This is a genomic window from Butyricimonas paravirosa (assembly GCF_032878955.1).
GTDB lineage: Bacteria > Bacteroidota > Bacteroidia > Bacteroidales > Marinifilaceae > Butyricimonas > Butyricimonas paravirosa.
On record NZ_CP043839.1, the window covers coordinates 1989355 to 2011611 of the forward strand.

Sequence of the window (22257 nt, forward strand, 5' to 3'; positions counted from 1 at the left end):
CGAAAAAAACATGGAAATCAAGAAAACATTTTTATCTTTGATTACGTTCTTTAATGGATAAATAACAAAATAAAGTCGTGTATGCTAAGAAAAGCTTGGGATCTATATTACGACGGATTCAGGAATATGCCCCGGTGGGGAAGAACTCTTTGGCTTATTATCATTATTAAGCTATGTATCATGTTTTTAGTCTTTAAACTTTGGTTAATGCCCAATTACTTGAACTCCCACTACGACAGTGCCGAGGAGAAAAGTAATCATGTTTTTGAAGAATTAACAACAAAACCTTAATATTATGCTTCTTGATCTGACAACAACCACTCTGGTGGAGTGGTCACGATGGCAATTTGCCATGACAGCAATCTACCATTACATGTTTGTACCCCTGACCTTGGGATTGGCCCTGATGCTCGCCATCATGGAAACTATGTGGGTAAAAACGGGTGATCAAAGTTGGCTGAATGCCACTAAATTCTGGATGAAACTGTTCGGTATTAACTTTGCCATCGGCGTGGCTACCGGGTTAATTCTGGAATTCCAGTTCGGAACAAACTGGTCAAACTACTCTTGGTTCGTGGGAGATATTTTCGGCGCCCCGCTGGCCATTGAAGGAATTATAGCATTCTTCTTAGAATCCACCTTCGTGGCTGTCATGTTTTTTGGCTGGAATAAAGTAAGCAAACGCTTCCATCTGGTTTCAACCTGGATGGTATTTGTCGGGGCAAACATTTCTGCACTATGGATTCTGGTTGCCAATGCTTGGATGCAGAATCCCGTCGGTATGGAATTCAACCCGCTGACGGCCAGAAATGAAATGGATGATTTTTGGGCAATTCTCTTCTCTCCCACCGCAATCAGTAAATTTACCCACACGGTAACTTCGGCCTACACGCTCTCGGCCTGTTTCGTGGTAGGAGTGAGTTCATGGTTTATCCTGAAGAAAAGGAATCTTGAATTCGCTCGTAAGAGTATCATGCTTGCCTCCGTGTTCGGGTTAATCAGTATTCTGCTCACCATGTACACGGGAGACTCCAGCGCGCAGGATGTAACCAAGACACAACCCATGAAATTCGCCGCCATGGAGGGCCTGAACGAGGGTGGTAATGGGGTAGAATTCACCGTAATCGGTATTCCGACAAACGATCCGTCATTACCGACTCCCAAGATGAAAAAAATGGAATACGCGATCCATGTTCCTAAAATGCTTTCCTTCTTGGGGTATCATGATTTCAACGCCTATATTCCCGGTATTCAAAATATTTTAGATGGTTACACCTCACAAGAAGGTATCACCTATCCCTCTTTGGAACAACGTATGGCTAACGGCCGCACCGCCATCGATGCCTTGAAAACATATAAGCAAGCCGTCAAGGACGAAAACCATCCCCTTGCCGACAGCACGTTGCAAGTCTTTAAAGCCAACTATTCCGACTTCGGGTACGGCTACTTGTCATCCCCGTATGACGCCATACCTCACGTGCCGCTCGTATTCTTCAGTTTCCGAATCATGGTCGGTCTGGGTATGTTATTCACACTTCTATTCATTCTTTCCCTGTGGTATGCAAAGAAGAGAAAATTCGAGAAATTCAAACTCATTCCTTACTTGGCTCTTGTCTGCGTTCCCTTGGCTTACATCGCCTCCCAATGCGGTTGGATCGTGGCTGAAGTTGGTCGCCAACCTTGGGTCGTACAGGATCTGATGCCCACGAATGTCGCCGTTACCAAAATAGCGTCCGACTGGGTAATGACCACATTCTGGATGTTTGCCATACTTTTCACCGTCCTGCTAATTGCAGAACTGAAAATTATGTTCCACCAGATAAAAAAAGGACCGGAAAATCATTAAAATCTAAAATCATAAATCACAAATCGCAAATGAATATGGAATTTCTTCAACATTATTGGTGGATTTTAATATCATTACTTGGCGGATTGCTCGTATTCCTGTTGTTCGTGCAAGGAGGACAAACACTATTATATACCATTGCCAAGACTGACGATGAACGCAATCTGTTGGTCAACAGTTTAGGACGTAAGTGGGAATTCACGTTCACAACATTAGTCGTGTTCGGGGGTGCATTTTTTGCCAGTTTCCCGCTATTCTATTCAACCAGTTTCGGGGGAGCTTACCTCGCTTGGATGGTTGTATTGTTCTGTTTCGTGATGCAGGCCGTTTCCTACGAGTATCGCCGGAAAGCCGGAAACCTGCTCGGGGAAAAAACATACAACATATTCCTGATCATTAACGGGGTCATCGGCACCATCTGTATCGGTGCCGTTGTCGGCTCTTTCTTCACGGGCAACCCGTTTAAACTGGGGGAAATGAATGATGTTACCTGGATGAGTCCCTGGAGAGGAATCGAGGTGTTGTTCAATGTCGCAAACCTCTGTCTGGGTCTAGCCATTTTCTTCTTGGCCCGTACATTAGCCTCTCTCTATTTTATGAATAACATCAAACACGACGTGATCTATGAGAGAAGTAAAAAACAAGTATTATACAACTCCATTCCGTTCGTGGTATTCCTACTCGCCTTCCTAGCCATCATATTATTAGGCAAAGGTTACGCAATCATGGAAGACAAGAGCATCCAGCTCGTCCCGTACAAATATTTCCACAACCTGCTGGAAATGCCTTTGAACACGCTTATTTTATTGATCGGTGTTGTCGGAGTTTTATTCGGAATCATCCAATCCATCCTGAAACCCCACTGGAGAAAAGGGATTTGGTTTTCCGGAATCGGAATCGTCTTGGCTGTAATCGCCTTGTTTATCGTGGCAGGATTCAATAACACGGCATTCTACCCGTCATACACGGATCTCAATTCGTCATTGACCATTTACAATGCCTCGTCCTCCCTCTACACGCTGAAAACCATGGCATACGTGTCACTGGCCTCACCGATCGTGCTGGCCTATATATTCTACGCTTGGCGGGCTCTCAACAAAAAACAAATTGACATACAAGATGTGAAAGACGACCACCATGCATATTAAGATAAAAACTAAAAGTTAAAAACTAAAAGATAAAAGCCGGAAAACATTTTCCACTTTTACCTTTTAGTTTTTAACTTTTATCTTTCCTCTTATATATAAAAAAGGGCTGTTTCCAGCCCTTTTTTACATATAAGAAGAATTGTCCCAACAATGAGTACAAAGCTCCTCCTTCGGCAATCCAATTGCCTTCACAATATCTTCCAGACGTTGGAACTTTAATGAATCCAACTGTAAATGTTGAGCCATCACGTCCAGCATCTTCTTGTACTTCTCCGAATCGGGATCGGTATATGGTTTTAATATCTCTTCCGTCAAATCGGAGGTACCTTCCAAATCCCGGATCACCCGACGGGTAAACAAGTCAAAATTAGAACGGGAAGAGGAGAAATTCAAGAACGCACAAGGATAAACCAGAGGCGGACAAGCAATCCGCATATGCACCTCTTTTACCCCACATTCTTTCAATTTCACCACGTTATCCTTCAACTGGGTTCCCCGCACGATTGAATCATCCAGGAACAGAATCCGGGCATCCCGCGTAAATGCCTCATTAGGCAACAATTTCATCTTGGCCACCAGATCCCGCATCGCCTGATTCTGTGGCATAAAACTACGGGGCCATGTCGGAGTGTACTTCACGAACGGACGCTTGTACGGCAGGCAACGGGCATTCGAGTAACCAATCGCATGACCGACTCCCGAATCGGGTATTCCCGCCACATAATCTACCTTCACGTCATCCCGTTCGGCAATAGCCGCTCCACAACGATAACGGGCATCTTCCACGTTAATCCCCTCGTAATATGAAGAAGGGTAACCGTAATATACCCACAAGAAAGAACAAATCTGTTTCTTGCATCCCGGAGTCGTCACTTGCGTGATCCCATCCCGGGTAATCTGCAAAGCCTCCCGCGGCTGAATATCCCGCACAATCGTGTATCCCAGATTCGTGAACGAAGAACTTTCGCTGGCCACCACATAACCATGCTCATTTTTTCCCAGAATAATCGGCGTACGACCATATTTATCCCGAGCCGCATAAATCCCCGTCTCCGTCAGGATCAAAAAGGAGCAAGACCCCTTGACCTTGTTATACACGTTCTCGATTCCCTCCTTAAACGTATTCCCGGCATTAATCAGCATGGCCACCGCCTCTGTCGGGTTCACCGTCGAACTCGACAATTCGGCAAAATGCTTTCGTTCCTTCAGAAACTCATCTACAATCTCGTCCAAATTAGCCAAACGTCCGACCACCACGACAGCGAACCGTCCTAAATGCGAGGTCACCGTGATGGGCTGGGATTCCATATCACTGATCACCCCGATTCCCAAGTTAGACCCGGCGAAACGATCCAGTTCCGGTTCAAACTTATTCCGGAAATAGGCACTCTCCAAACTATGGATGGAGCGATTAAAATCCGCCCCGTTATAAAAAGCCAATCCCGCACGTTTCGTTCCCAGATGAGAATGGTAATCCGTGCCATAAAACACGTCAGCAACACAATCTTTACGAGATACACAGCCAAAAAATCCGCTCATACTTCAATATCTTTTTGTAATTATTTCTCTTCAATCTTCTCTTTCGCGGCCTGTAAAGCCAAATCGAATTTCGGATAAATATTCTCAACCCCGACAAGCTCACCGATTCCCCCCTTTAACAAATCCTTTTTCACCGGTTCACTCACCCCTGACAAAACGATATACGTACCCTCGTTCTTTAATTGAAGGATTGTCTCTCTCAAGTTCTTCAACCCGGTAGAATCCACGAAAGGCACATGACGCATACGAATAATCAGGACTTCGTAATTCACGCCCAAGTTACGAATTGTTTCACAATATGTCTTTGCCGACCCGAAGAAAAATGGCCCGCTAATCTCGTATATACCCAAACCTTTCGGCAGATCCTTGTAATTTTCAAGCACATCACTATCCATATTTGTGGCTCCGATAATCTCTTTCGGGGCGTTATCCGCCATACGTTTCATAAATAACAGGGCAGCCAACACAACCCCGATTTCAATCGCCACGGTCAGATCGACTAGCACGGTCAGGAAGAACGTCACCAGCAAAATCACCACATCGGACATCGATGCCCGGAGGATAGAACGGAATGACCGCCATTCACTCATGTTATAAGACACCACAATCAGGATTCCCGCCAGACATGACATCGGAATCAAGGACGCCCATTTCCCGAAGAACAACATGATCAGCAATAGCACCACGGCATGCGTGATACCGGCAATCGGAGTACGTCCCCCGTTCTTCACGTTGGTTGCCGTACGGGCAATGGCTCCCGTGGCAGGAATACCACCAAACAAAGGTGAGGCAATATTAGCAATCCCCTGGGCTATCAACTCTGTATTCGAACGATGATGCCCGCTGATCATACCATCGGCAACTACCGCCGACAGCAAGGACTCAATAGCTCCCAAAATGGCAATCGTCATGGCAGGCTGCAAGTAATGAGACAACTGTCCCCACTCGATTGACGGGAACACCGGGGTCAAATTACACTTAATCTCCCCGAACTCGGAACCGATCGTCGTCACCGCACCTTCCGGCAAAAGGAATACCACGATAGGCGTCACCACCAATATTGCCACGAACGAACCCGGCACCTTACTTGTAATCTTCGGCATATACACCGCAATCAACACGGTCACGATCGTGATTCCCACGGCATACCAGTTCACGGTATCTATTCCCCCAAAATAAGCACCCCATTTACCGATAAAACTCCCCGGCACGTCCGTCAGTGTCAGTCCCAGTGCATTCGATATTTGCGTGGAGAAAATCGTCAAGGCGATACCGGAAGTAAAACCGACAATCAACGGGTGAGGAATAAACTTCAGTAACGTCCCCAACCGCAGCATACCGAACCCGATCATGATCACCCCGGCAAATATCGTTGAAATAATCATCCCGTCCAGACCATAATCATTTACAATCCCGTAGACAATAACGATAAAAGCTCCCGTGGGGCCACCGATCTGTACCCGGCTACCACCAAAGAATGAAATGAGAAATCCGGCCACGATAGCCGTTATAATTCCCTTTTCAGGAGAAACACCCGAGGCCACGGCAAAAGCGATTGCCAACGGTAAGGCCACGATACCTACCACGATTCCGGCAAGAATATCTTTCGATAAATTCTTCTTTACCGAACCGTCTTTAATTAATCCGAATAATTTCGGACTAAACACCTTTTCCATACTATTATACCCTTAATTTTAAAACGCACAAAGGTATATATTAATTTCAAATTCAAGGCTCCGAAATTAATAGAAATTAATAATCCCACCATTCACAAGATTATTTCCTGTAAATCACGAAATTATCTCCATGTCAAATATGAAATACCTGGCTAAAGAAATGTTTCAATTCCCCTTTGGACACAGCCCCGCATCCCACTTGCGGCTGGCCTTCCACCGGAACAAACATCAAGGTCGGGATGCTCCGCACGTTGAAGGCCTTTACCAACTCCTTCTCCATATCGCTATCCACCTTGTAAATATCAACTTTCCCCTCGTACTCCCGCTGCAACTCTTCCAGGATCGGGGCTATGGTCTTACACGGGACACACCAATTCGTGTAGAAATCTATCACAACCGGACGCTCCCCCTCAAATCTGTACATCCTCTCATTCTGATAGTCAAACACTTTCCGCTTAAAACTATCCTTTGTCAAATGCTCGATCATAGTCATATTGTTACAAATTAATAAGTACATGAATCATACGCACTATTCCCACAACAAGTTACAAGTTCTTTCCCAACCCTGTTCCCCAATTGCATTCTTTATCGTATCTTTGGAAAATCATTATAAAACACGATAACACATGAAAATTCTTGGAAATATCATCTGGGTCCTGTTCGGCGGTTTCTTCATCGCACTAGAATACTTTGTATCCAGTATCGGCTTGTTTATCACGATCATCGGAATACCTTTCGGAATACAAACCCTAAAACTCGGAGTGCTGGCCCTCTGGCCTTTCGGCAGCCAAGTGGTAGACATCCCGCAAAGTAGCGGTTGTCTTTCCTTCCTCATGAATGTCATCTGGTTCTTCATAGGGGGAGTATGGATATTCCTGTCCCATCTCCTTTTCGGGGTAATCTTCTGCATCACCATCATCGGTATCCCCTTCGGTATGCAACATTTCAAACTAGCCCGCTTAGCCATCACCCCCTTCGGTCACGACGTTCTATAAAAAAGCGGGCCCCATCCCTAAGGCCCGCTCGTCTGATAAAAAGCTCTAAACAATTGTCCAAAGCCAAACTAAAAATTCAGTGATCTTATTAATTTTAAATTTTAGATTGTAAATTTTAAATTCCAGTTACTTCAATCCCTCCCTCAATCTAAAATCATCAAATCTAAAATTCCTAAATTCCCTTCAACGCCTTCAGCGTTTTCTCGGTTTCTGCATTTGAAGGACGAGTCATGTTCGCATTCACCACCTTACCCTCTTTGTCCAAAAGAATAAAACGAGGAATATACTTCACCCCGAAAGCGTCCATGAATGCCCGGTCTCCGCCATTATGCAACTGAACTCCTTCTAATCCTTTCTCTTTCACCATTTTCTCCCATGCAGCTTTATCCTTGTCGCAAGAGATACTCACGAACACGATCTTCTTACCGTGCATTTTCTTCTCCAACTCCTTCAAATGAGGAAGTTCTCCCGTGCAAGGTCCGCACCACGTAGCCCATATATCAATGTAAACATACTTACCCTTCAAATCACTCAAGGAAACTTCCTTACCGTTAATATCCAAATACTTAAACGTAGGAGCTTGATCTCCTTCTTTTAACTCTTTTTTCTCTTGTGCATTCACCGTAACAAATGACAACAAGATCAACATACAGGATAAATAATGCTTTAATCTCATAGCTTTTCTTTGTTTATTTTTTTATTGTAACACAAAGCTAAGGATTAAAACTCAGACCTATATCACGTAAAAAAGGTTTTAAGATAGATTTAATACAACCCCCTATTTTTTATCCACGATCACCCGGAAGTTATCGTCCAGACGCAGTACTCCGCTAAACGTACTACCGTCCTCATTTTTAAAGCCATTCAGCGACCCGGTTTTACCTTTCAACACCAAAGCCTCGACTTGCTTCTGTGTTAATTTTTTCCCAAAAAATTCCATGGGGATAATAAAATCACAAGATTTCCTATACAGGCTACACCCCCAGGCCGCCCGTCCCTTGATAATCTCGCCGTTTCCGCATTTCGGACATTTCAACACGACGGGGTCCGCGGGAGCTTTTTCCTTTTTCGGGGCTTTCTCTTTCGTGGCCGTTTCTTTTTTCGCCTCTTCTGCCACCTCTACGGTGATCGCTTTCCGGGGCGAACATTTCACCACGTGTACCAGTTCGTTCACCATCACCTTCAACTCCTCCATAAAATCCGACACGTTATAAGTCCCCTCCTCGATCATCCGCAATTTCTTCTCCCATTGCCCGGTCAACTCAGCCGACTTCAACAGGTCATTCTGAATCGTATCAATCAGTTCAACACCCGTGGCTGTTGCCACCAACCGCTTTTTATCCTTCCGAATATACCCTCTTTTCAATAACGTCTCGATAATCCCCGCCCGGGTAGACGGACGCCCTATCCCGTTCTCCTTCATTAAATCTCGGAGTTCCTCGTCTTCCACCTGTTTTCCGGCAGTCTCCATCGCCCGCAACAAATCCGCCTCCGTGTAATACTTCGGTGGCTGCGTTTCCTTCTCCTGCAATTCGGGCGTGTGCGGTCCCTTTTCCCCAACCTCGTACACGGGCAACACGTTCTCATCACTCTGTTTGTTCGATGCTGCGGGAAAGACTACCCGCCAAGCCGGGTCAATAATCTGTTTTCCGGTTGCCTTGAACTCGTTCATCCCCACCTGAGCCATAACCGTCGTGTTCGCGATCTCGCAATCCGGATAGAACACCGCGATAAACCGTCGGGTCACCAAATCATACACCCGCTTTTCATCCGGGGTCATATCATAGCTGAAAACTCCTGTCGGGATAATAGCATGGTGATCCGTGATTTTTTTGTCGTTGAACACCTTCGGAGACTTGCGTATTTTACTCCCGTTAATAATCGGGTCGATCAACGTGACGTATGGTTTCAGCCCCTTCAAAATCCCGGGGACTTTGGGATATATATCATTCGGTAAGAAATTCGTATCTACACGGGGATAAGTCGTCAACTTCTTCTCGTACAGCGACTGGATGATTTTCAAAGTCGTGTCCGCCGAGAAAGCAAACTTCCGGTTACACTCCACCTGCAACAACGTCAAATCGAACAATTTCGGCGGGTGTTCCATGGCCTTTTTGCGCTCCACACTCTTGATTTCCAACTCCAAAGGTAGAATCTCCTGCATGAAAGCCTCTGCCTCCTCCTTTACCGTGAAACGTCCTTTCGTGTAAGAGAACCAACCTCCCCGGTAATCCGTCCGTACCTCCCAATAAGTTTCCGGTTTGAACTGTTCTATCGCTTTCTGCCGATCGACAATCAGAGCCAACGTCGGGGTCTGCACCCGCCCGATCGACAACACGTTCTTCCCGTTCCCGTAGCGCAACGTGTAAGCTCTCGTGGCATTCATCCCCAACAGCCAGTCCCCGATCGCCCGGGCTGACCCGGCAGCGTATAACGTGTCAAAATCCTTCGACGACATCAACTTGGCAAACCCGTCCCGGATCGCCTCTTCCGTCAACGAAGAAATCCATAACCGCATCACCGGAGCCTTGCACTTTGCCTTCGTAAGCACCCAGCGCTGGATCAACTCCCCTTCCTGCCCCGCATCACCGCAATTAATCACCATCTCCGCCCGGTTGAACAACTCTTCTATAATGGCAAACTGCCGTTTGATCCCCTCATCATCAATCAACTTGATCCGGAACGAGGACGGAATCATCGGCAACATACTTAAATTCCACTGCCTCCACTTTTCCGTGTACTCGTGCGGTTCCTGTAACGAACAAAGATGCCCGAATGTCCACGTCACACAATAGTCATTCCCCTCGAAATAACCATTCCGACGTACTTTGGCTCCCAGAACCTCTGCTATCTCCTTCGCCACACTCGGCTTTTCCGCTATACAAACACGCATCGATTAATTTTAGATTTAAAAATTCTGAGATTTAATGATTTCCGATTAAGTGATTATTAATCACCGAATCATTGAATCGCCAATCACATAATCCATTTGTTTTCAATCACTTAAAAGCTCAACTGAATCCTCCCCTGTATCATGCTAAACGTCTGTTTCCCATCTATCGGTGCATGTTTATCCAAACTTACCAAGCTATAACTCATTTTCGCTGCCACATACTTGTTGAAATAATAGATACCCCCGATCGAGAAATCATTTTGTTTCCCTCCCATAATTCCGGCATCTTTATCGTTCATGTTGGTGATATTATAGCGACACAGGATTTCCAAGCTCTTCTCCCCCGGAGCCGTGGCCATACCACTCGTTTTATTATAACCATAACGACCATTCAGTAAGGCATACCCCACCTGTGCATACCAACCGTCTCCGGTATAGTTCTCGACCGACGCTTTACGATTCACGTGAGCCATCAGGTATTCACTTTGGAAATACCACCTGTCAAGCACCATCACCACCTCGGCCCCGAACTTCCATTCATTAATTGCCTCGGTCACCTCTGCCTTCAAAAACTTCTCGGAAATCAAATTCGAGGGAGCCCCGGCCGAATAAGTCAATGTGTTCTCTTCTGCCTCACCCTGCACGCCAAACCGAGAAGAAACTCCGACATGAATCACGTTTTTCTCCTTTGAATAAGGACGGAACAACACTCTCCCCGAAAACGCATACCCCTCATCCCCTTTCTCCGTGTTGTCAATATCTTTATCGCTGAACACGCCTCCCGACACGTTCAACACGTCGCAATTATACGTGTAACTGATTCCCAGCCGTCGGCGATCCCCGAAAGCAATCCCGGTCACGGCCGCCCCGTTAAACTTCATATCCGACGTCCCGATCCGGTACTCCAAACTGAACGGTTCGAAATAATGTCCCACCCGGAACAAATTCTTCCCGTCATTATACTCGATATAAATATCTTTCATCGACACTTTGCTCTTGGCAAATCCCATCTCGATCTTCCCGGTCCACCTTTCCAAGAAACGAATCACCGTCCCCATACGGACATCATATACCTCAACCGCATTTCCCAAAGACGTTTTATCACTAAAAAATACCCCTCCGTCAAATAACGCCCGACCAATCAAACGAGCCTCGAAATCTCCCTTCTCCGACTTCAACGTCAACTGCGCCGAAGCACTCACTCCACAAACCAGTAGCATCAAAATCAATAGCGTATGCCTCATCATCAATAGTTTAAGGATTAATTTAATTGTATAGAATTAGAATACCTTGCAAAAATACAAAAAAATCAACAATTCATAGATTTCTTCCTCAGAAGAGATTTAATCATATCGTCCACAACTTGGAAAACACCACAACGGATTACACAACACGCCCAAATTATAAATACAAAATCAGGAAATAAAAGTATCCAAGAAAGAATGTATTTTAATCAGATCACCAAGGATCCGTATAACTAAAACTTATATATATCAGTTCATAACTACTAACATTTATACTACCTTTAATAGCATATTTCCCCGTAATCCGATAAGTATTTCCTGTTTCAAGAGATTGATAGTAATAAATAATCCTAATAGCTCCGTCAAGGTCATAGAAACCTGTATAATCGTGATATACCAAATAATTCCGGACTAAATCCGTATAATCAACATAAGTAGAATTTATCGATGAAAGTTTTAGTTTAAAACGCATTTGAGAAAACTGAGTTGTTAACTCAACCCTAACGTTAATATAACTCTCAGGAAAATGATCCTCAAAATCATTTACTCCTTCAGGTGTAGTAATATACTCTGTGGCATAATATGTTAAATCTTGAAAAGGCAAAGAACGCGTACTTGTTTCCAAAAGAGCATTTTGATCCGTTGTACTATTCTTAAACCAAATCGTATCTCGGGACAATGCTTTGAAAAAGTTCAATCTGTCCTTAATTTCATCCAATGACAAGATTTCTGCATTTTCAGCCCGGCTGACACTTTCCGTGATCTGCACGCCATATTCTTCCGAAAGTTCCGCCAAAACTTGAGGCAAATCGTTTCCAATCGTGGAATCAACCATTTCGTTTTTCTGACAACTGCATATAACCAATGCAATCAAGCAGGATAATAAATAATTAACAATTTTCATAATCTTCGATTTTTAATGATAAAAAAGTATTGTACTTCTTCCTTGGATACTCCGTCACTTATCACATTTTTTCCATTTGACCGCGTCAGCCACGACCTTTGGAGAGCTTAGTCCCAAATAAGCATAGCGTACATATCTATTTATGTCTCCCTCATCACTTAAAACCACTTTAACATCTCGCCCTTTTGGGAAATGAAATACGCCAAGAGAAATCCATTCTCCACCATCCGGATCCAGCTCCACTTCCAGTTTATGTTCAAAAACGCCATCATCGACAATAAAATATCTTTTATTATCTACAAATTCATGACTACGAGACTCTTTATCTGCAAATTTATTACTATGATACTCTTTTCCCGGAAAGTAGTAATAAAGCACCTCGTATTCTCCATCATCAGGCAAGGAGGTATGCCATTCAACCCGGTGTTTTCCTTCTCCTATTCCAATAACAAGAGCGCTCTTTATTGGATTCCCAAAATATTTCTTATCAATCAATAACTCCCAACGACCAGATCTACTGACACTCCCGTATTTTTTCCCCGTTCCTTTATTCTTAAATGGAAATATCTTCTCCAATAAGTCATTTTTCACGATTCGAAATCCCGGATCCTCGTTATCAACAATTATTTCAGTCGAATCTAGTGCAAACTCCCGAGGATCCATCTCGATGGTTTTAGCAAGCGTGTCTAAATAAGGTAATGTGTTGTCTCTTTTTAAAGACAACACATCAGGTAAATTACACGCGAGGGGCATGAACAAATAATCAGGTCTCCTCATACGTTTACGAGACATTATTTCCACGGCAGCACCAGCCTCGATATGCCAAGCTTGATTGTCACCGGTTATAATAACTCCATCACCTTCCCCTTGATTGAATATTTTAAAAGAGTAAAAAATATCATGATAAATCGCACATACTTTACATTCCTTTACAACAAAAGAAGCCAATCGATCGGACTTATACCACTTTTCCAAGATAGGAGCCAACTCCAACCCCAAACTATCTTTTACTTCTTGTTCAAAAGCACTTAATTGCACCTCTTCAAACAAATGACGCAACAAAAAGTCACGATAAAACATTTCAAATTCATTTAAATCTACCTGCAAAGCAATTAATGCTTTCAGTTCGGCGGTTTTCATGATAAAAATATCGTTCAAAAGAGATGAAGGAAGCTTGCTCTCGATGGCGTTTTGCAAACTATGTTTTGACAAGTAATTAATCACGTTCACTTTCCTGTTATCATCCAAGGTAAACGTAAGTAATGATTCTATATCCTTACACACACGAGACATCGTTTCATGAATAAACGGATACTTGCCGGAAGCTATGAAACACGTGTTTCCTCTCAGCGCGGAACTAACACTACAAGGTCCACTAGCCAACAACCCGCACTCCTGATCCCCCAAGAACGAACAAAACACGAGATCGGAATCATCCTCCCGACATTCTTGCTCTTCATACCCCCAAAAGAAACTCGTAAGCAAATTTTCCGGGAGGGACACGAGACCACAGGATTCTCTCTCCCCCTCCCCCTGATCCCCCAGGAAGAAATAAAGAGAAATAGGCGTTTCTACCAAATACAACCATTCATAAGGATAACGTTCAACACGATCATATTTTCGATCACGCTTCTCCCCGCCCCAGACCACGGCACCACTAAGATTTCCTTTATGATATTCTATATCCTGTTTTATTTCCCTTATTCGTTCCACGAGAACATTGTCATCCACCTTGCCAAACCTTTCAAAAAAATATTCATGCCCCGGGAAATAGTACACGTTATAACGAATAGAATCAACACGGATCGTTCTACAATTATAATTTCCAATACATAGATTGATTCCCGGTAAAGCATGGGCGTGATGAAAAATCGTTTCATCATTTTTTAGCTCTTCCGGTATTCCCTGTGAAATAACCGTCGCACCCTCCCTGTGCCGCACGGTTAATGAATAACAGGTAAAATCCTTCACTTGCAAGAATGAAGTGGAAGGGATGACACACGTGGGATACCACAGGCTCGCGGGAGAATATGACTTGTAATTCTCAAGATCAAGCACGGTCCGGGTACCCGAACGGTACATTCCTCCCAAACGCTTGCTTAGCTCACGCCCCCGGCTTTCCCTCGGCAAATCAGAACAGACCACGGAACCATCGATATGCCCGTGATAAGTCACGTGAAGATTCACCGTGTCCTTCTCGACCAGATGCAAATCCGTGACTAACACTTGTCCCGTCCGCGAGTACGTTACCGGGATACCGTCTTGTTCCAATGCATCAACTTCAAGCCCCGGGTTCAAAAACAACACGAGAGAACTATCGGAAGAGGTTAACCTCGTTATTCGCATCCAGCTTTCAGCATGAAAACCGTGCGTTTCTTCCTGCAACACGATCCGCTGGGACACGACATGATCCACCAAAACACCTCCATAACGATCCTGCAACGATTTACAAAACGCTTGTTGTTCCCACCTAGCATCATGACGGTTTATAAAAGTCACGACCGGGATCATCAAAACGAGCAAAAGCCCGCCGACCAACACCCCTGTCTTTTTACGTGTATTTACCGAGTTATCCAAGCGGGGATAGAAACCCACAGTCAAAAAAATAAATACAATCCCGATCAAAAAAATGGTTATGCGTTGCAGCAAATAATTAACGATGCCCGCGTGTCCCGTAATATCTGAAAACACGTTAGGAATTTCCCTGGCAAACGGGTCCAAAAACCCCTCTAAACGAGTAGCCAGAAATAATATTCCCGCCCCCACGATCGACAAGACGAGTAAAATAAACAATCCTTGATGTTTTACCACCTGACCCAACCAATTTGACAACCCCAGAATAAACACAAGGGTCGGGAAAGTCAACGTCAGCCAATAAAACAAATACAGCGATCCATTAAAAGCGTAACCACTATACAGGATGTTGAAAAACAAGGCGCCCCCCATGGAAAGGAAATTCAACAAAGTCACCGCAACCAGTTTTCCCGCATTTCGTCCCATCACGATCTTCACATTACTCACGGGTCTAACATATAAAGCCTCTACCGTTTCCCGGCTCCTAACGCAAAGATCATTACTGCATATAAATATAACAAACACCACCTGAACAAAATTGAACAGGAAAGCATTCATAAAAGGCATTGCAAAAGGTAACCCTTTATAACTCCAAGGTATCCAACAATCGTACAACCTGATGTGAGGCAAGTGAAGCATAGTAAGATTAATCCACGTGTATTGCATCGTGATCACTCCCACCACCGAGAATAATATAAATAGCCTAAATATATTATTCCTAAATATCCTCTTCATTTCATATAAAAACTCGACGCCGATCATTGCTTTTTCAAATTAAATAAATACATGCTATATCGCAATATTTACAACTCAAATGTATGAAGAATGTTTATCAAAAACAAAATAACGGTAAAATATTATATTTCCATCACGCGAAGTCCCGACACTTCCTCCAGTTAAAGATAACCCGTGAACATGACCATATCAAAAAACAGGGTAGCGAACGTTACTTTCTACCCCCCCGTATCAGACAAGAAATCATTTATATTCAACGGATTGACAAGAAATAACAAGCTATTTTTTATTCTCACGTAGTTTCTGTATGTCCTGCTCCAGCTCTTTGATACTCTCCAAATGCTCCAACTGCTTTTGTGCCACCTTGTATTTATCATATTCGTCAGCAGCTTTTTGCATTGCGAGTTTATGAGAAATCGACCCGGCATGTTCCAATATATTTTTATCATTCATGGTCAGCACCTGTTTTAACTTTTCAATCCAGTCCCGCATATACATCACTTTGTGTTGCATGGCCTGCGTCTCGGCGTATGCAAGGAATTGCTCCACGATTAATTTTAATAATCCGATTTCTTCTTCCGTCAGATAGTTTTTGCCAATTTCCACATCTGTTTTACTAACCTTATTCGGCAAAGAGGTTGACGTCAACCCCATTTGCGGTAAAGAGGCATTTGCCCGGTAGTAAACAAGTTCCGCCGCAGTTTTCCCGCTAACTGCCCAAAGAAGTTTATTTTGTACCTCCTTGTAAAAGGCAAAGGTCATTTCATCTGACGGGTCATAATCGACACTCGTGGCATAAATATCTTTAATCTGTTGATAAAATAAACGTTCCGATAAACGGATCTCTCGAATCCGATCCAGTAATTCCCGGAAATAATTCATGGACGACCCACTCTTGAAGCGCTCGTCGTTTAAAGCAAACCCCTTAATGATATAATCCCGTAAACGCTGTGTTGCCCAAATACGAAACTGCGTACCTTGTAAAGACTTCACCCTGTAACCGACCGAAATGATAACATCTAGATTGTAATAATTAGTAGGTTTGGTAGAAAAATCGGAAATTCCGATTTTTCTCTTTGTCTTGTCCTCATCCAATTCTCCCTCATTATACGCATTCAAGATATGCTCATTTATTGTTGACCGAGATTTCCCAAATAGAGAGGCCATCTGGTCAATCGTCAGCCAAACTGTTTCTTCCGAGAATAACACGTCGACTTTTATCGAGCCATCCTGTGACTGGTATATAATAATTTCATTCTTTGGTTCCATAAGCACTTTATCGTAGTTCTGTTTCATGCCAACGGCACGAACTTGATACTTCATGTAAAGATATTGATTATTCCTAAAAGCCACACGATCATCGACAAAATAATCTCTTTTCAATGATCTCGTCAACTATTTCCACCCCCATTCCATCAAAAGCTCTTGCGTGGCTGCATCCGAGTAAAAGAGAGAGAATGCCAGCGGGTTATGCTCGTACAACATCTGAAGTTCACGTTTCTCGATATACGGCAACCGATCCATATACTCCTTGTCTATATGTTCCTTTATAAATTGTTCCCGGTACAATTTATAGTCCGAAGAAGAAGTATCTCCCTTGCTTCTGGCATCCTTATACCTTTCCAAATAAGAAGGTTTCGCATCCCACAAGTCCGGCATACGAACTTTCTTCCCTTTAACCATCAACTCCGGATGCCCCGTGTGGAGCTTACATTTCCTTGTCAGGACATCGGCAGGAGTATCACAGACATAATCATACCAAGGAGCAAACCAACTACTGGAAACCGAGAGTTTGCATTCAACCACAATCGGAACATCAAAAGGAGTTTCAATCTCGATCTTACCGGAACCGAGATGTTCTGCCAACGTGTAAGTATCAGCATCAGTTTTATCCGTCCGGTACAAAGTAAACTCCCCGGACATTTTATCAATCGTTCCCCGCAATGGCACCACCTTTAGCTGGGCCGTAGCATCCAACTTTCTTATATTCCACTCCGGATCATCCCAAACCGTCTTTTTTATCTCCAACAACTCGACAGACACGTAGGTTGAAGGAGCGTTTTCCGCTATGTAATTATCCCAATACGTAATAAGAGAATCAACCATCCCGTCAAGTTGACGGGTAATCCGCTCTAAGTCAAATCTCTCTTCCCATTCACGACTTAATTGCTCCTTCCAATCATGGTGATACACCAAATTATAAAACTCCATGAAATCCCCGTAAGTAAGCTTTTTCAACTTTTGTTTGTAAAGCGAATGATCATCCCATTTACGAACTTCGGGAAAAATAAATCGCTCGTAAACCCCAACAAAATCGGGGAACTTTTGTCCAACTTCGTCCGATTCTTCCGGAGTCAACGACTCCGTCACCGATTTATCCAACGGCCCTCCACATGCCGATAAAACAAACGCCAAGATAAAACCATAAATAGTGTATCGTAATCTATTCCTCATAATATATCGTTTTAGAATTGTACACACACGGATGGTAAATCTCGGACAGCTGTATCCCCGGACAATCATCCCGCCCACACACAAAATTAATCTAAAACATCGAACAATAGCTATATTTACAACAATTTATTTACACATCAACAGCCGCCATTTACTTGTAGCTTTCTGAACCTCCCGGCTCGTTCTCTCATTTTTTATCTGTATCTTTGCTCCTCGAACAGAAACTATGGAATATGGAACAAGCAATTATCGATCAAACCATAAAAGCCCTGGAAAGGAACCATTTCGAAGTTTACTTCGCCAACAACCGGCAAGAGGCTAGAGACATTTTCTTCCAAGAAATTTTTGACAAGATAAAACCAACCACTATTTCATGGGGAGACTCCGAAACGATGAAAGCCACGGGAATCCTTTCCGAGATCGAGCAACGACCGGAATGTATTCTCATCCGGACTTTCCAAGACGGTTACAGCCGGGCCCAGAAAACATACTGGCGCCGCCAAGCCCTCCTCGCCGATTTATTCGTCACGGGGACCAACGCCCTCACCCGCCAAGGGCAACTCGTCAACGTGGACATGGTTGGCAACCGAGTTGCGGGCATCACCTTCGGGCCGGAACATGTCGTCCTGTTCATCGGCACCAACAAGATCACGGACAACATCGAGCAAGCCATGGAGCGTATTCGCACAACAGCCGCCCCACTCAACGCCATCCGCCACCCTCACTTGCATACCCCTTGTCAAACAACAAGGACCTGCATGAATTGTCAAAGTGCCGACCGCCTGTGCAACACGTGGACCATCACGGAAAAATCACACCCCAAAAAACGGATCAAAATTATCCTTATCAACGAATCATTAGGCTTATAACCATGAAAGATTACGCATTTGAAATAGAGATGAAAGTACGGGACTACGAATGTGACCTGCAAGGCGTGGTCAATAATTCCAACTATCAACACTACATGGAACACGCCCGTCACGAATTCTTGGAAACCACCGGAACCAGCTTTTCCGCCCTGCACGACCAAGGCATCGACGTGATGGTCTCCCGCATCGACATTTCCTACAAACACTCCCTTCGCGGCAGCGACCGCTTTGTCGTTCAAGTTGCCTACCAAAGAGAAGGTATCAAACTGGTGTTCTTCGAGGACATCTACAAGCTCCCCGAAAACATTCTATGTGCCAAAGGAAGAATCGAGGCCATTTGCCTGCAAAACGGTAAACTTACCCGTGGGGAACTATTCGAAACCATCTTCATCAACAAAGTTGAAAAGAAACAAGAATAAGAACACGAATAAAAGAGCGTGCGGCAAAAGTCATTTTGTCACACACTCTTTTCACGGATTTTAAATTCATTATCTATTCAGATACTCCGCCACCTTTTTTCTCAAATCATCACCCCGCAAATTTTTGCCAATCACTTTCCCATCTCCGTCCAGCAAAAACAAAGCAGGAATACCGTTAACATCGTACGCCTTACACACGGGAGATTTGAACCCCAGCAAATCGCTCACTTGCTCCCATTTATACCCCTCCTCTTGAATACCTTTCAACCACGCCTCTTTCTTACTATCCAAAGAAATTCCCAACACATCGAACCCCTGATCATGAAAATCTTGATAAATAGCTTTAATATTTTCCCCTTCTTTACGGCACGGTCCACACCATGAGGCCCAAAAATCGAGAAGGACTAATTTCTTCCCTTTCAAATATTGTTTCATACCGATAGCTTTTCCGTCCACATTATCCAATGTAAAATCCTTGGCCTCAAATCCGACAGACAGGGAGACATACTTTTCCACTCCTTCCCTCAAATTTTCCCCGGGAACAGATGACTTCACGTCATCGGATAAATTCTCATAACACCGTTTCACGTCCGACATAAATCCCAGACCAGAGGCAATAGAACAATACTTTCCAAGTATATATGCCGAAGACATATCTGCCCGCGAGCAAGCCTCTTTCAACTTGGCAACAAACTCCGGAGATTGCATGGGATCTTTAGTATGATCCGTATTTCTAAATATAAGATCATTCACCTCCTGCACCTTCACATGAGTCGGATTTCCCAGAACCTCTGCCTCCATAAACGTGTTATGAAAACTCTCATACGTACCTGCTCCTATTTTTATATAGGTATCACAGTTATCTAAATAAACAAGCATATTCGCTTGTTTTTCATCATTCCCCCTCACCAAAGAACATTCTCTGGCTTGCATACCTTTCAGTGAAAATCGGAACTTCCCATCCTTCACATAAGTAGAATCACTCGGATAATTACTACCGGCATACAAATACAATTTCTCTCCTTCCTTCAGCGTGCTTCCCTCGCCGCTTAATGACATCACTTTTTGAGCAAACATCCCTGTTGTCACAAAAACAAGGATAAATAAAATTACGATCTTTCTCATCATTCAGTTATTATTTTAAATCGTTCATCGTCTTTTTCAAATCTCCTAAAGAAAGATTACGGGCAATAATTTTTCCTTCCCGATCCAACAAAAAATTCTGGCAGATATGATCGATTCCCCATTCCCGGACAATATAGCAATCCCAATATTTACAATCAGAAACAAGGTCCCACTTGATACCATAGTTCGCGATCACTTTAATCATCTTTTCTTTGTTTCGTTCCAAGAGAATATCCACCATTGTAAATTCCTTATCCGCGTATTGGTCATACAACTCTTTCCGGGACAATAAACCGTCCTCGTATTCATCCAACCCGGCTGAACCTATCGTAACCAGTAAATAACGTCCCTTATAATCAGCAAGCGACAAGGATGTGTCGAACACGTCAGGAAAACTAAAAGCAGGGAATGTACAACCCGGTTGCAATTTCCGATCGATATTATACACCTCCATAAAAGTATTCCACTGACGTCCCTTAAAAGCGGTAGTATCCAAACATTGGAATAACACGTTCAACCGGGGAAAAGAATATTTATGAAGAAGGCGACAATTATAAACATGATTCAAACTCACCTGACTTCTGGGATACCGACGGGCAAACTCCATGAACACGCTATCTTCCATGGAATTCGCAGCCTCTTTCGCCATCCAGACAGGTTTCATATGTTCCCGATAAAGTTGGTACTCATCCTCCGTCCGCGAACCGGTAATCTCACAACTACCCGTTGCTGAACCCGTAATCTTTATCCTCGAATTCTCCGCCCAGAAACGCCCTCCCCATTGATTATTTCCACTTCTTACCGTGATGTATTCCGGGGCCTCCAGGGTATTTCCCTTGTATTCAAAATGCCCGCCAACAGCTTTCACGCTGTCCACCTGACGCGCTCCCAGCTCAAAATAAACCATCACATCGTCCAGTCCCTCCACGTCTCCGGTAACCGTAAATGATGCTTCCCTACCACAGGATAAAAACATGATACCCAACACAATTCTGATAAAATTATTCATATTTATTTCTATTTACACACAATTCATTATTCACCAAGGTATTTCTTCACGCTATTCATAATAACCTCACCCCTCATGTTTTCGACAATGATTCGCCCCTCGGAATCTATCAAATAAATAGCCGGGATACCTTTCAACCCGTACCAGCCATAGAGATACCCTTTATCCGTACCTTTGAGATCAGACACTTGGGTCCACGGAGTTCCGTCTTCCTCGATAGCCTTCACCCAACGCTCCCGGTCCGTGTCAAACGACACGCTGATCACATCTACACCCTTGTTCCGATACTTGTCATAAACCTCTTTTACATTCGGGCTTTCCTTACGACACCACGAACACCACGATGCCCAAAAATCAAGAATCACGCATTTCTTATCTTTGACAAAACGATAAAAATTCACCTCCTTCCCGTCAGGAGTAGAAAGTGTAAAATCCGGGACACGCTCACCCACTTTCAGCAAATGCATACGATAACACCTGTCTTGCACTCTCATTCCTTCCTCCGTCCTCTTCAATGCAACAGGCATCCCGACCAACACCTCTTCAATACAATCTTTCAAACCCACCACGTATGCAAAAGTGCTGTACTTATCTGCCACGTACAACGACCCCTCGTTACCTTTCTCTATAACAGCCCGCATTTTATCAATAAATACGGCATCTCCCCGCAATACTCTCGGAGTACTTGCCGCGTAAAGAGCCTCGATCTCCCGGACAGCCTTATCCTCTCGTGCTTTTTCCGCCACGCTCTGAGCTGTGGCAGTTACGGCCAGCCCCAACAAAATCATCAACAATAATTGTTTCATAAATTTCAATCTTAATGTTAT

At 43.9% G+C, this 22257-nt stretch carries 19 protein-coding genes; 6 read left to right on the top strand and 13 right to left on the bottom strand.

The window, feature by feature from the left end:
• The first annotated feature begins 81 nt into the window (after positions 1-81).
• The 3 genes from F1644_RS08380 to cydB are packed head-to-tail and all read left to right on the top strand — an operon-like array spanning position 82 to position 2994.
• Complete coding sequence (locus F1644_RS08380) at positions 82-291, top strand: DUF4492 domain-containing protein (protein ID WP_027201765.1); 210 nt, start codon at positions 82-84, stop codon at positions 289-291.
• 4 nt (positions 292-295) lie between these two features.
• The gene (locus tag F1644_RS08385) at positions 296-1846 is read left to right on the top strand and encodes a cytochrome ubiquinol oxidase subunit I (protein WP_087422629.1); all 1551 of its coding nucleotides are present in this window, start codon (positions 296-298) and stop codon (positions 1844-1846) included.
• A gap of 29 nt (positions 1847-1875) precedes the next feature.
• Positions 1876-2994, top strand: a complete 1119-nt coding sequence (gene cydB / locus F1644_RS08390) for a cytochrome d ubiquinol oxidase subunit II (RefSeq protein ID WP_118305420.1) — start codon at positions 1876-1878, stop codon at positions 2992-2994.
• 123 nt (positions 2995-3117) lie between these two features.
• On the opposite strand, the gene F1644_RS08395 is transcribed toward cydB, so the two are convergent.
• The 3 genes from F1644_RS08395 to F1644_RS08405 form a co-directional block, all read right to left on the bottom strand.
• Positions 3118-4533, bottom strand: a complete 1416-nt coding sequence (locus F1644_RS08395; RefSeq protein ID WP_087422631.1) for an amidophosphoribosyltransferase — start codon at positions 4531-4533, stop codon at positions 3118-3120.
• 20 nt (positions 4534-4553) lie between these two features.
• Positions 4554-6209, bottom strand: coding sequence for a SulP family inorganic anion transporter (locus tag F1644_RS08400; RefSeq protein WP_118305419.1), 1656 nt, complete (start codon positions 6207-6209; stop codon positions 4554-4556).
• 133 nt (positions 6210-6342) lie between these two features.
• The gene (locus F1644_RS08405; RefSeq protein WP_229128374.1) at positions 6343-6702 is read right to left on the bottom strand and encodes a thioredoxin family protein; all 360 of its coding nucleotides are present in this window, start codon (positions 6700-6702) and stop codon (positions 6343-6345) included.
• Positions 6703-6835: 133 nt separating this feature from the next.
• On the opposite strand from F1644_RS08405, the gene F1644_RS08410 reads away from it, so the two are divergent.
• Positions 6836-7204, top strand: coding sequence for a YccF domain-containing protein (locus F1644_RS08410; protein ID WP_087422634.1), 369 nt, complete (start codon positions 6836-6838; stop codon positions 7202-7204).
• Positions 7205-7376: 172 nt separating this feature from the next.
• On the opposite strand, the gene F1644_RS08415 is transcribed toward F1644_RS08410, so the two are convergent.
• From F1644_RS08415 to F1644_RS08445, 7 genes are all read right to left on the bottom strand, one after another.
• Complete coding sequence (locus F1644_RS08415) at positions 7377-7880, bottom strand: TlpA family protein disulfide reductase (protein WP_087422635.1); 504 nt, start codon at positions 7878-7880, stop codon at positions 7377-7379.
• A 102-nt stretch (positions 7881-7982) separates the two neighbouring features.
• Positions 7983-10097 (bottom strand): type IA DNA topoisomerase, encoded by a 2115-nt coding sequence (locus F1644_RS08420; RefSeq protein ID WP_118305418.1) that lies wholly within the window; start codon positions 10095-10097, stop codon positions 7983-7985.
• Positions 10098-10207: 110 nt separating this feature from the next.
• Entirely contained in the window at positions 10208-11341 is a 1134-nt protein-coding gene (locus tag F1644_RS08425) for an OprO/OprP family phosphate-selective porin (RefSeq protein WP_158572016.1), read from the bottom strand.
• 214 nt (positions 11342-11555) lie between these two features.
• Positions 11556-12245 (bottom strand): hypothetical protein, encoded by a 690-nt coding sequence (locus F1644_RS08430; RefSeq protein WP_118305409.1) that lies wholly within the window; start codon positions 12243-12245, stop codon positions 11556-11558.
• Positions 12246-12299: 54 nt separating this feature from the next.
• Entirely contained in the window at positions 12300-15554 is a 3255-nt protein-coding gene (locus F1644_RS08435) for a golvesin C-terminal-like domain-containing protein (protein ID WP_147344499.1), read from the bottom strand.
• Between the two features lie 279 nt (positions 15555-15833).
• A complete protein-coding gene (gene rhuM / locus F1644_RS08440; RefSeq protein WP_118305433.1) occupies positions 15834-16823 on the bottom strand; it encodes a virulence RhuM family protein in 990 nt (329 codons plus the stop codon).
• A 126-nt stretch (positions 16824-16949) separates the two neighbouring features.
• The gene (locus tag F1644_RS08445) at positions 16950-18008 is read right to left on the bottom strand and encodes a hypothetical protein (RefSeq protein WP_118305406.1); all 1059 of its coding nucleotides are present in this window, start codon (positions 18006-18008) and stop codon (positions 16950-16952) included.
• A 206-nt stretch (positions 18009-18214) separates the two neighbouring features.
• Here F1644_RS08445 and F1644_RS08450 point away from each other — a divergent pair, with 206 nt between their 5' ends.
• Positions 18215-18877, top strand: a complete 663-nt coding sequence (locus F1644_RS08450; RefSeq protein WP_229782474.1) for a lactate utilization protein — start codon at positions 18215-18217, stop codon at positions 18875-18877.
• A gap of 2 nt (positions 18878-18879) precedes the next feature.
• Complete coding sequence (locus F1644_RS08455; RefSeq protein ID WP_118305404.1) at positions 18880-19296, top strand: acyl-CoA thioesterase; 417 nt, start codon at positions 18880-18882, stop codon at positions 19294-19296.
• Positions 19297-19365: 69 nt separating this feature from the next.
• Here the strand turns inward: F1644_RS08455 and F1644_RS08460 are convergent, their stop codons facing one another.
• The 3 genes from F1644_RS08460 to F1644_RS08470 are packed head-to-tail and all read right to left on the bottom strand — an operon-like array spanning position 19366 to position 22236.
• Positions 19366-20421 (bottom strand): TlpA disulfide reductase family protein, encoded by a 1056-nt coding sequence (locus tag F1644_RS08460; RefSeq protein WP_158572017.1) that lies wholly within the window; start codon positions 20419-20421, stop codon positions 19366-19368.
• A 10-nt stretch (positions 20422-20431) separates the two neighbouring features.
• Complete coding sequence (locus tag F1644_RS08465; RefSeq protein WP_118305402.1) at positions 20432-21430, bottom strand: DUF4369 domain-containing protein; 999 nt, start codon at positions 21428-21430, stop codon at positions 20432-20434.
• Between the two features lie 26 nt (positions 21431-21456).
• Positions 21457-22236 (bottom strand): peroxiredoxin family protein, encoded by a 780-nt coding sequence (locus F1644_RS08470; RefSeq protein WP_118305401.1) that lies wholly within the window; start codon positions 22234-22236, stop codon positions 21457-21459.
• Between the last annotated feature and the right edge of the window lie 21 nt (positions 22237-22257).

Excerpts from the sequence above, each read along its gene's own strand:
- F1644_RS08380 (WP_027201765.1), top strand. The coding sequence starts at position 82 with ATGCTAAGAAAAGCTTGGGATCTATATTACGACGGATTCAGGAATATG.
- F1644_RS08385 (WP_087422629.1), top strand. The coding sequence starts at position 296 with ATGCTTCTTGATCTGACAACAACCACTCTGGTGGAGTGGTCACGATGG.
- cydB (WP_118305420.1), top strand. The coding sequence starts at position 1,876 with ATGAATATGGAATTTCTTCAACATTATTGGTGGATTTTAATATCATTA.
- F1644_RS08395 (WP_087422631.1), bottom strand. The coding sequence starts at position 4,533 with ATGAGCGGATTTTTTGGCTGTGTATCTCGTAAAGATTGTGTTGCTGAC.
- F1644_RS08400 (WP_118305419.1), bottom strand. The coding sequence starts at position 6,209 with ATGGAAAAGGTGTTTAGTCCGAAATTATTCGGATTAATTAAAGACGGT.
- F1644_RS08405 (WP_229128374.1), bottom strand. The coding sequence starts at position 6,702 with ATGACTATGATCGAGCATTTGACAAAGGATAGTTTTAAGCGGAAAGTG.
- F1644_RS08410 (WP_087422634.1), top strand. The coding sequence starts at position 6,836 with ATGAAAATTCTTGGAAATATCATCTGGGTCCTGTTCGGCGGTTTCTTC.
- F1644_RS08415 (WP_087422635.1), bottom strand. The coding sequence starts at position 7,880 with ATGAGATTAAAGCATTATTTATCCTGTATGTTGATCTTGTTGTCATTT.
- F1644_RS08420 (WP_118305418.1), bottom strand. The coding sequence starts at position 10,097 with ATGCGTGTTTGTATAGCGGAAAAGCCGAGTGTGGCGAAGGAGATAGCA.
- F1644_RS08425 (WP_158572016.1), bottom strand. The coding sequence starts at position 11,341 with ATGAGGCATACGCTATTGATTTTGATGCTACTGGTTTGTGGAGTGAGT.
- F1644_RS08430 (WP_118305409.1), bottom strand. The coding sequence starts at position 12,245 with ATGAAAATTGTTAATTATTTATTATCCTGCTTGATTGCATTGGTTATA.
- F1644_RS08435 (WP_147344499.1), bottom strand. The coding sequence starts at position 15,554 with ATGAAGAGGATATTTAGGAATAATATATTTAGGCTATTTATATTATTC.
- rhuM (WP_118305433.1), bottom strand. The coding sequence starts at position 16,823 with ATGGAACCAAAGAATGAAATTATTATATACCAGTCACAGGATGGCTCG.
- F1644_RS08445 (WP_118305406.1), bottom strand. The coding sequence starts at position 18,008 with ATGAGGAATAGATTACGATACACTATTTATGGTTTTATCTTGGCGTTT.
- F1644_RS08455 (WP_118305404.1), top strand. The coding sequence starts at position 18,880 with ATGAAAGATTACGCATTTGAAATAGAGATGAAAGTACGGGACTACGAA.
- F1644_RS08460 (WP_158572017.1), bottom strand. The coding sequence starts at position 20,421 with ATGAGAAAGATCGTAATTTTATTTATCCTTGTTTTTGTGACAACAGGG.
- F1644_RS08465 (WP_118305402.1), bottom strand. The coding sequence starts at position 21,430 with ATGAATAATTTTATCAGAATTGTGTTGGGTATCATGTTTTTATCCTGT.
- F1644_RS08470 (WP_118305401.1), bottom strand. The coding sequence starts at position 22,236 with ATGAAACAATTATTGTTGATGATTTTGTTGGGGCTGGCCGTAACTGCC.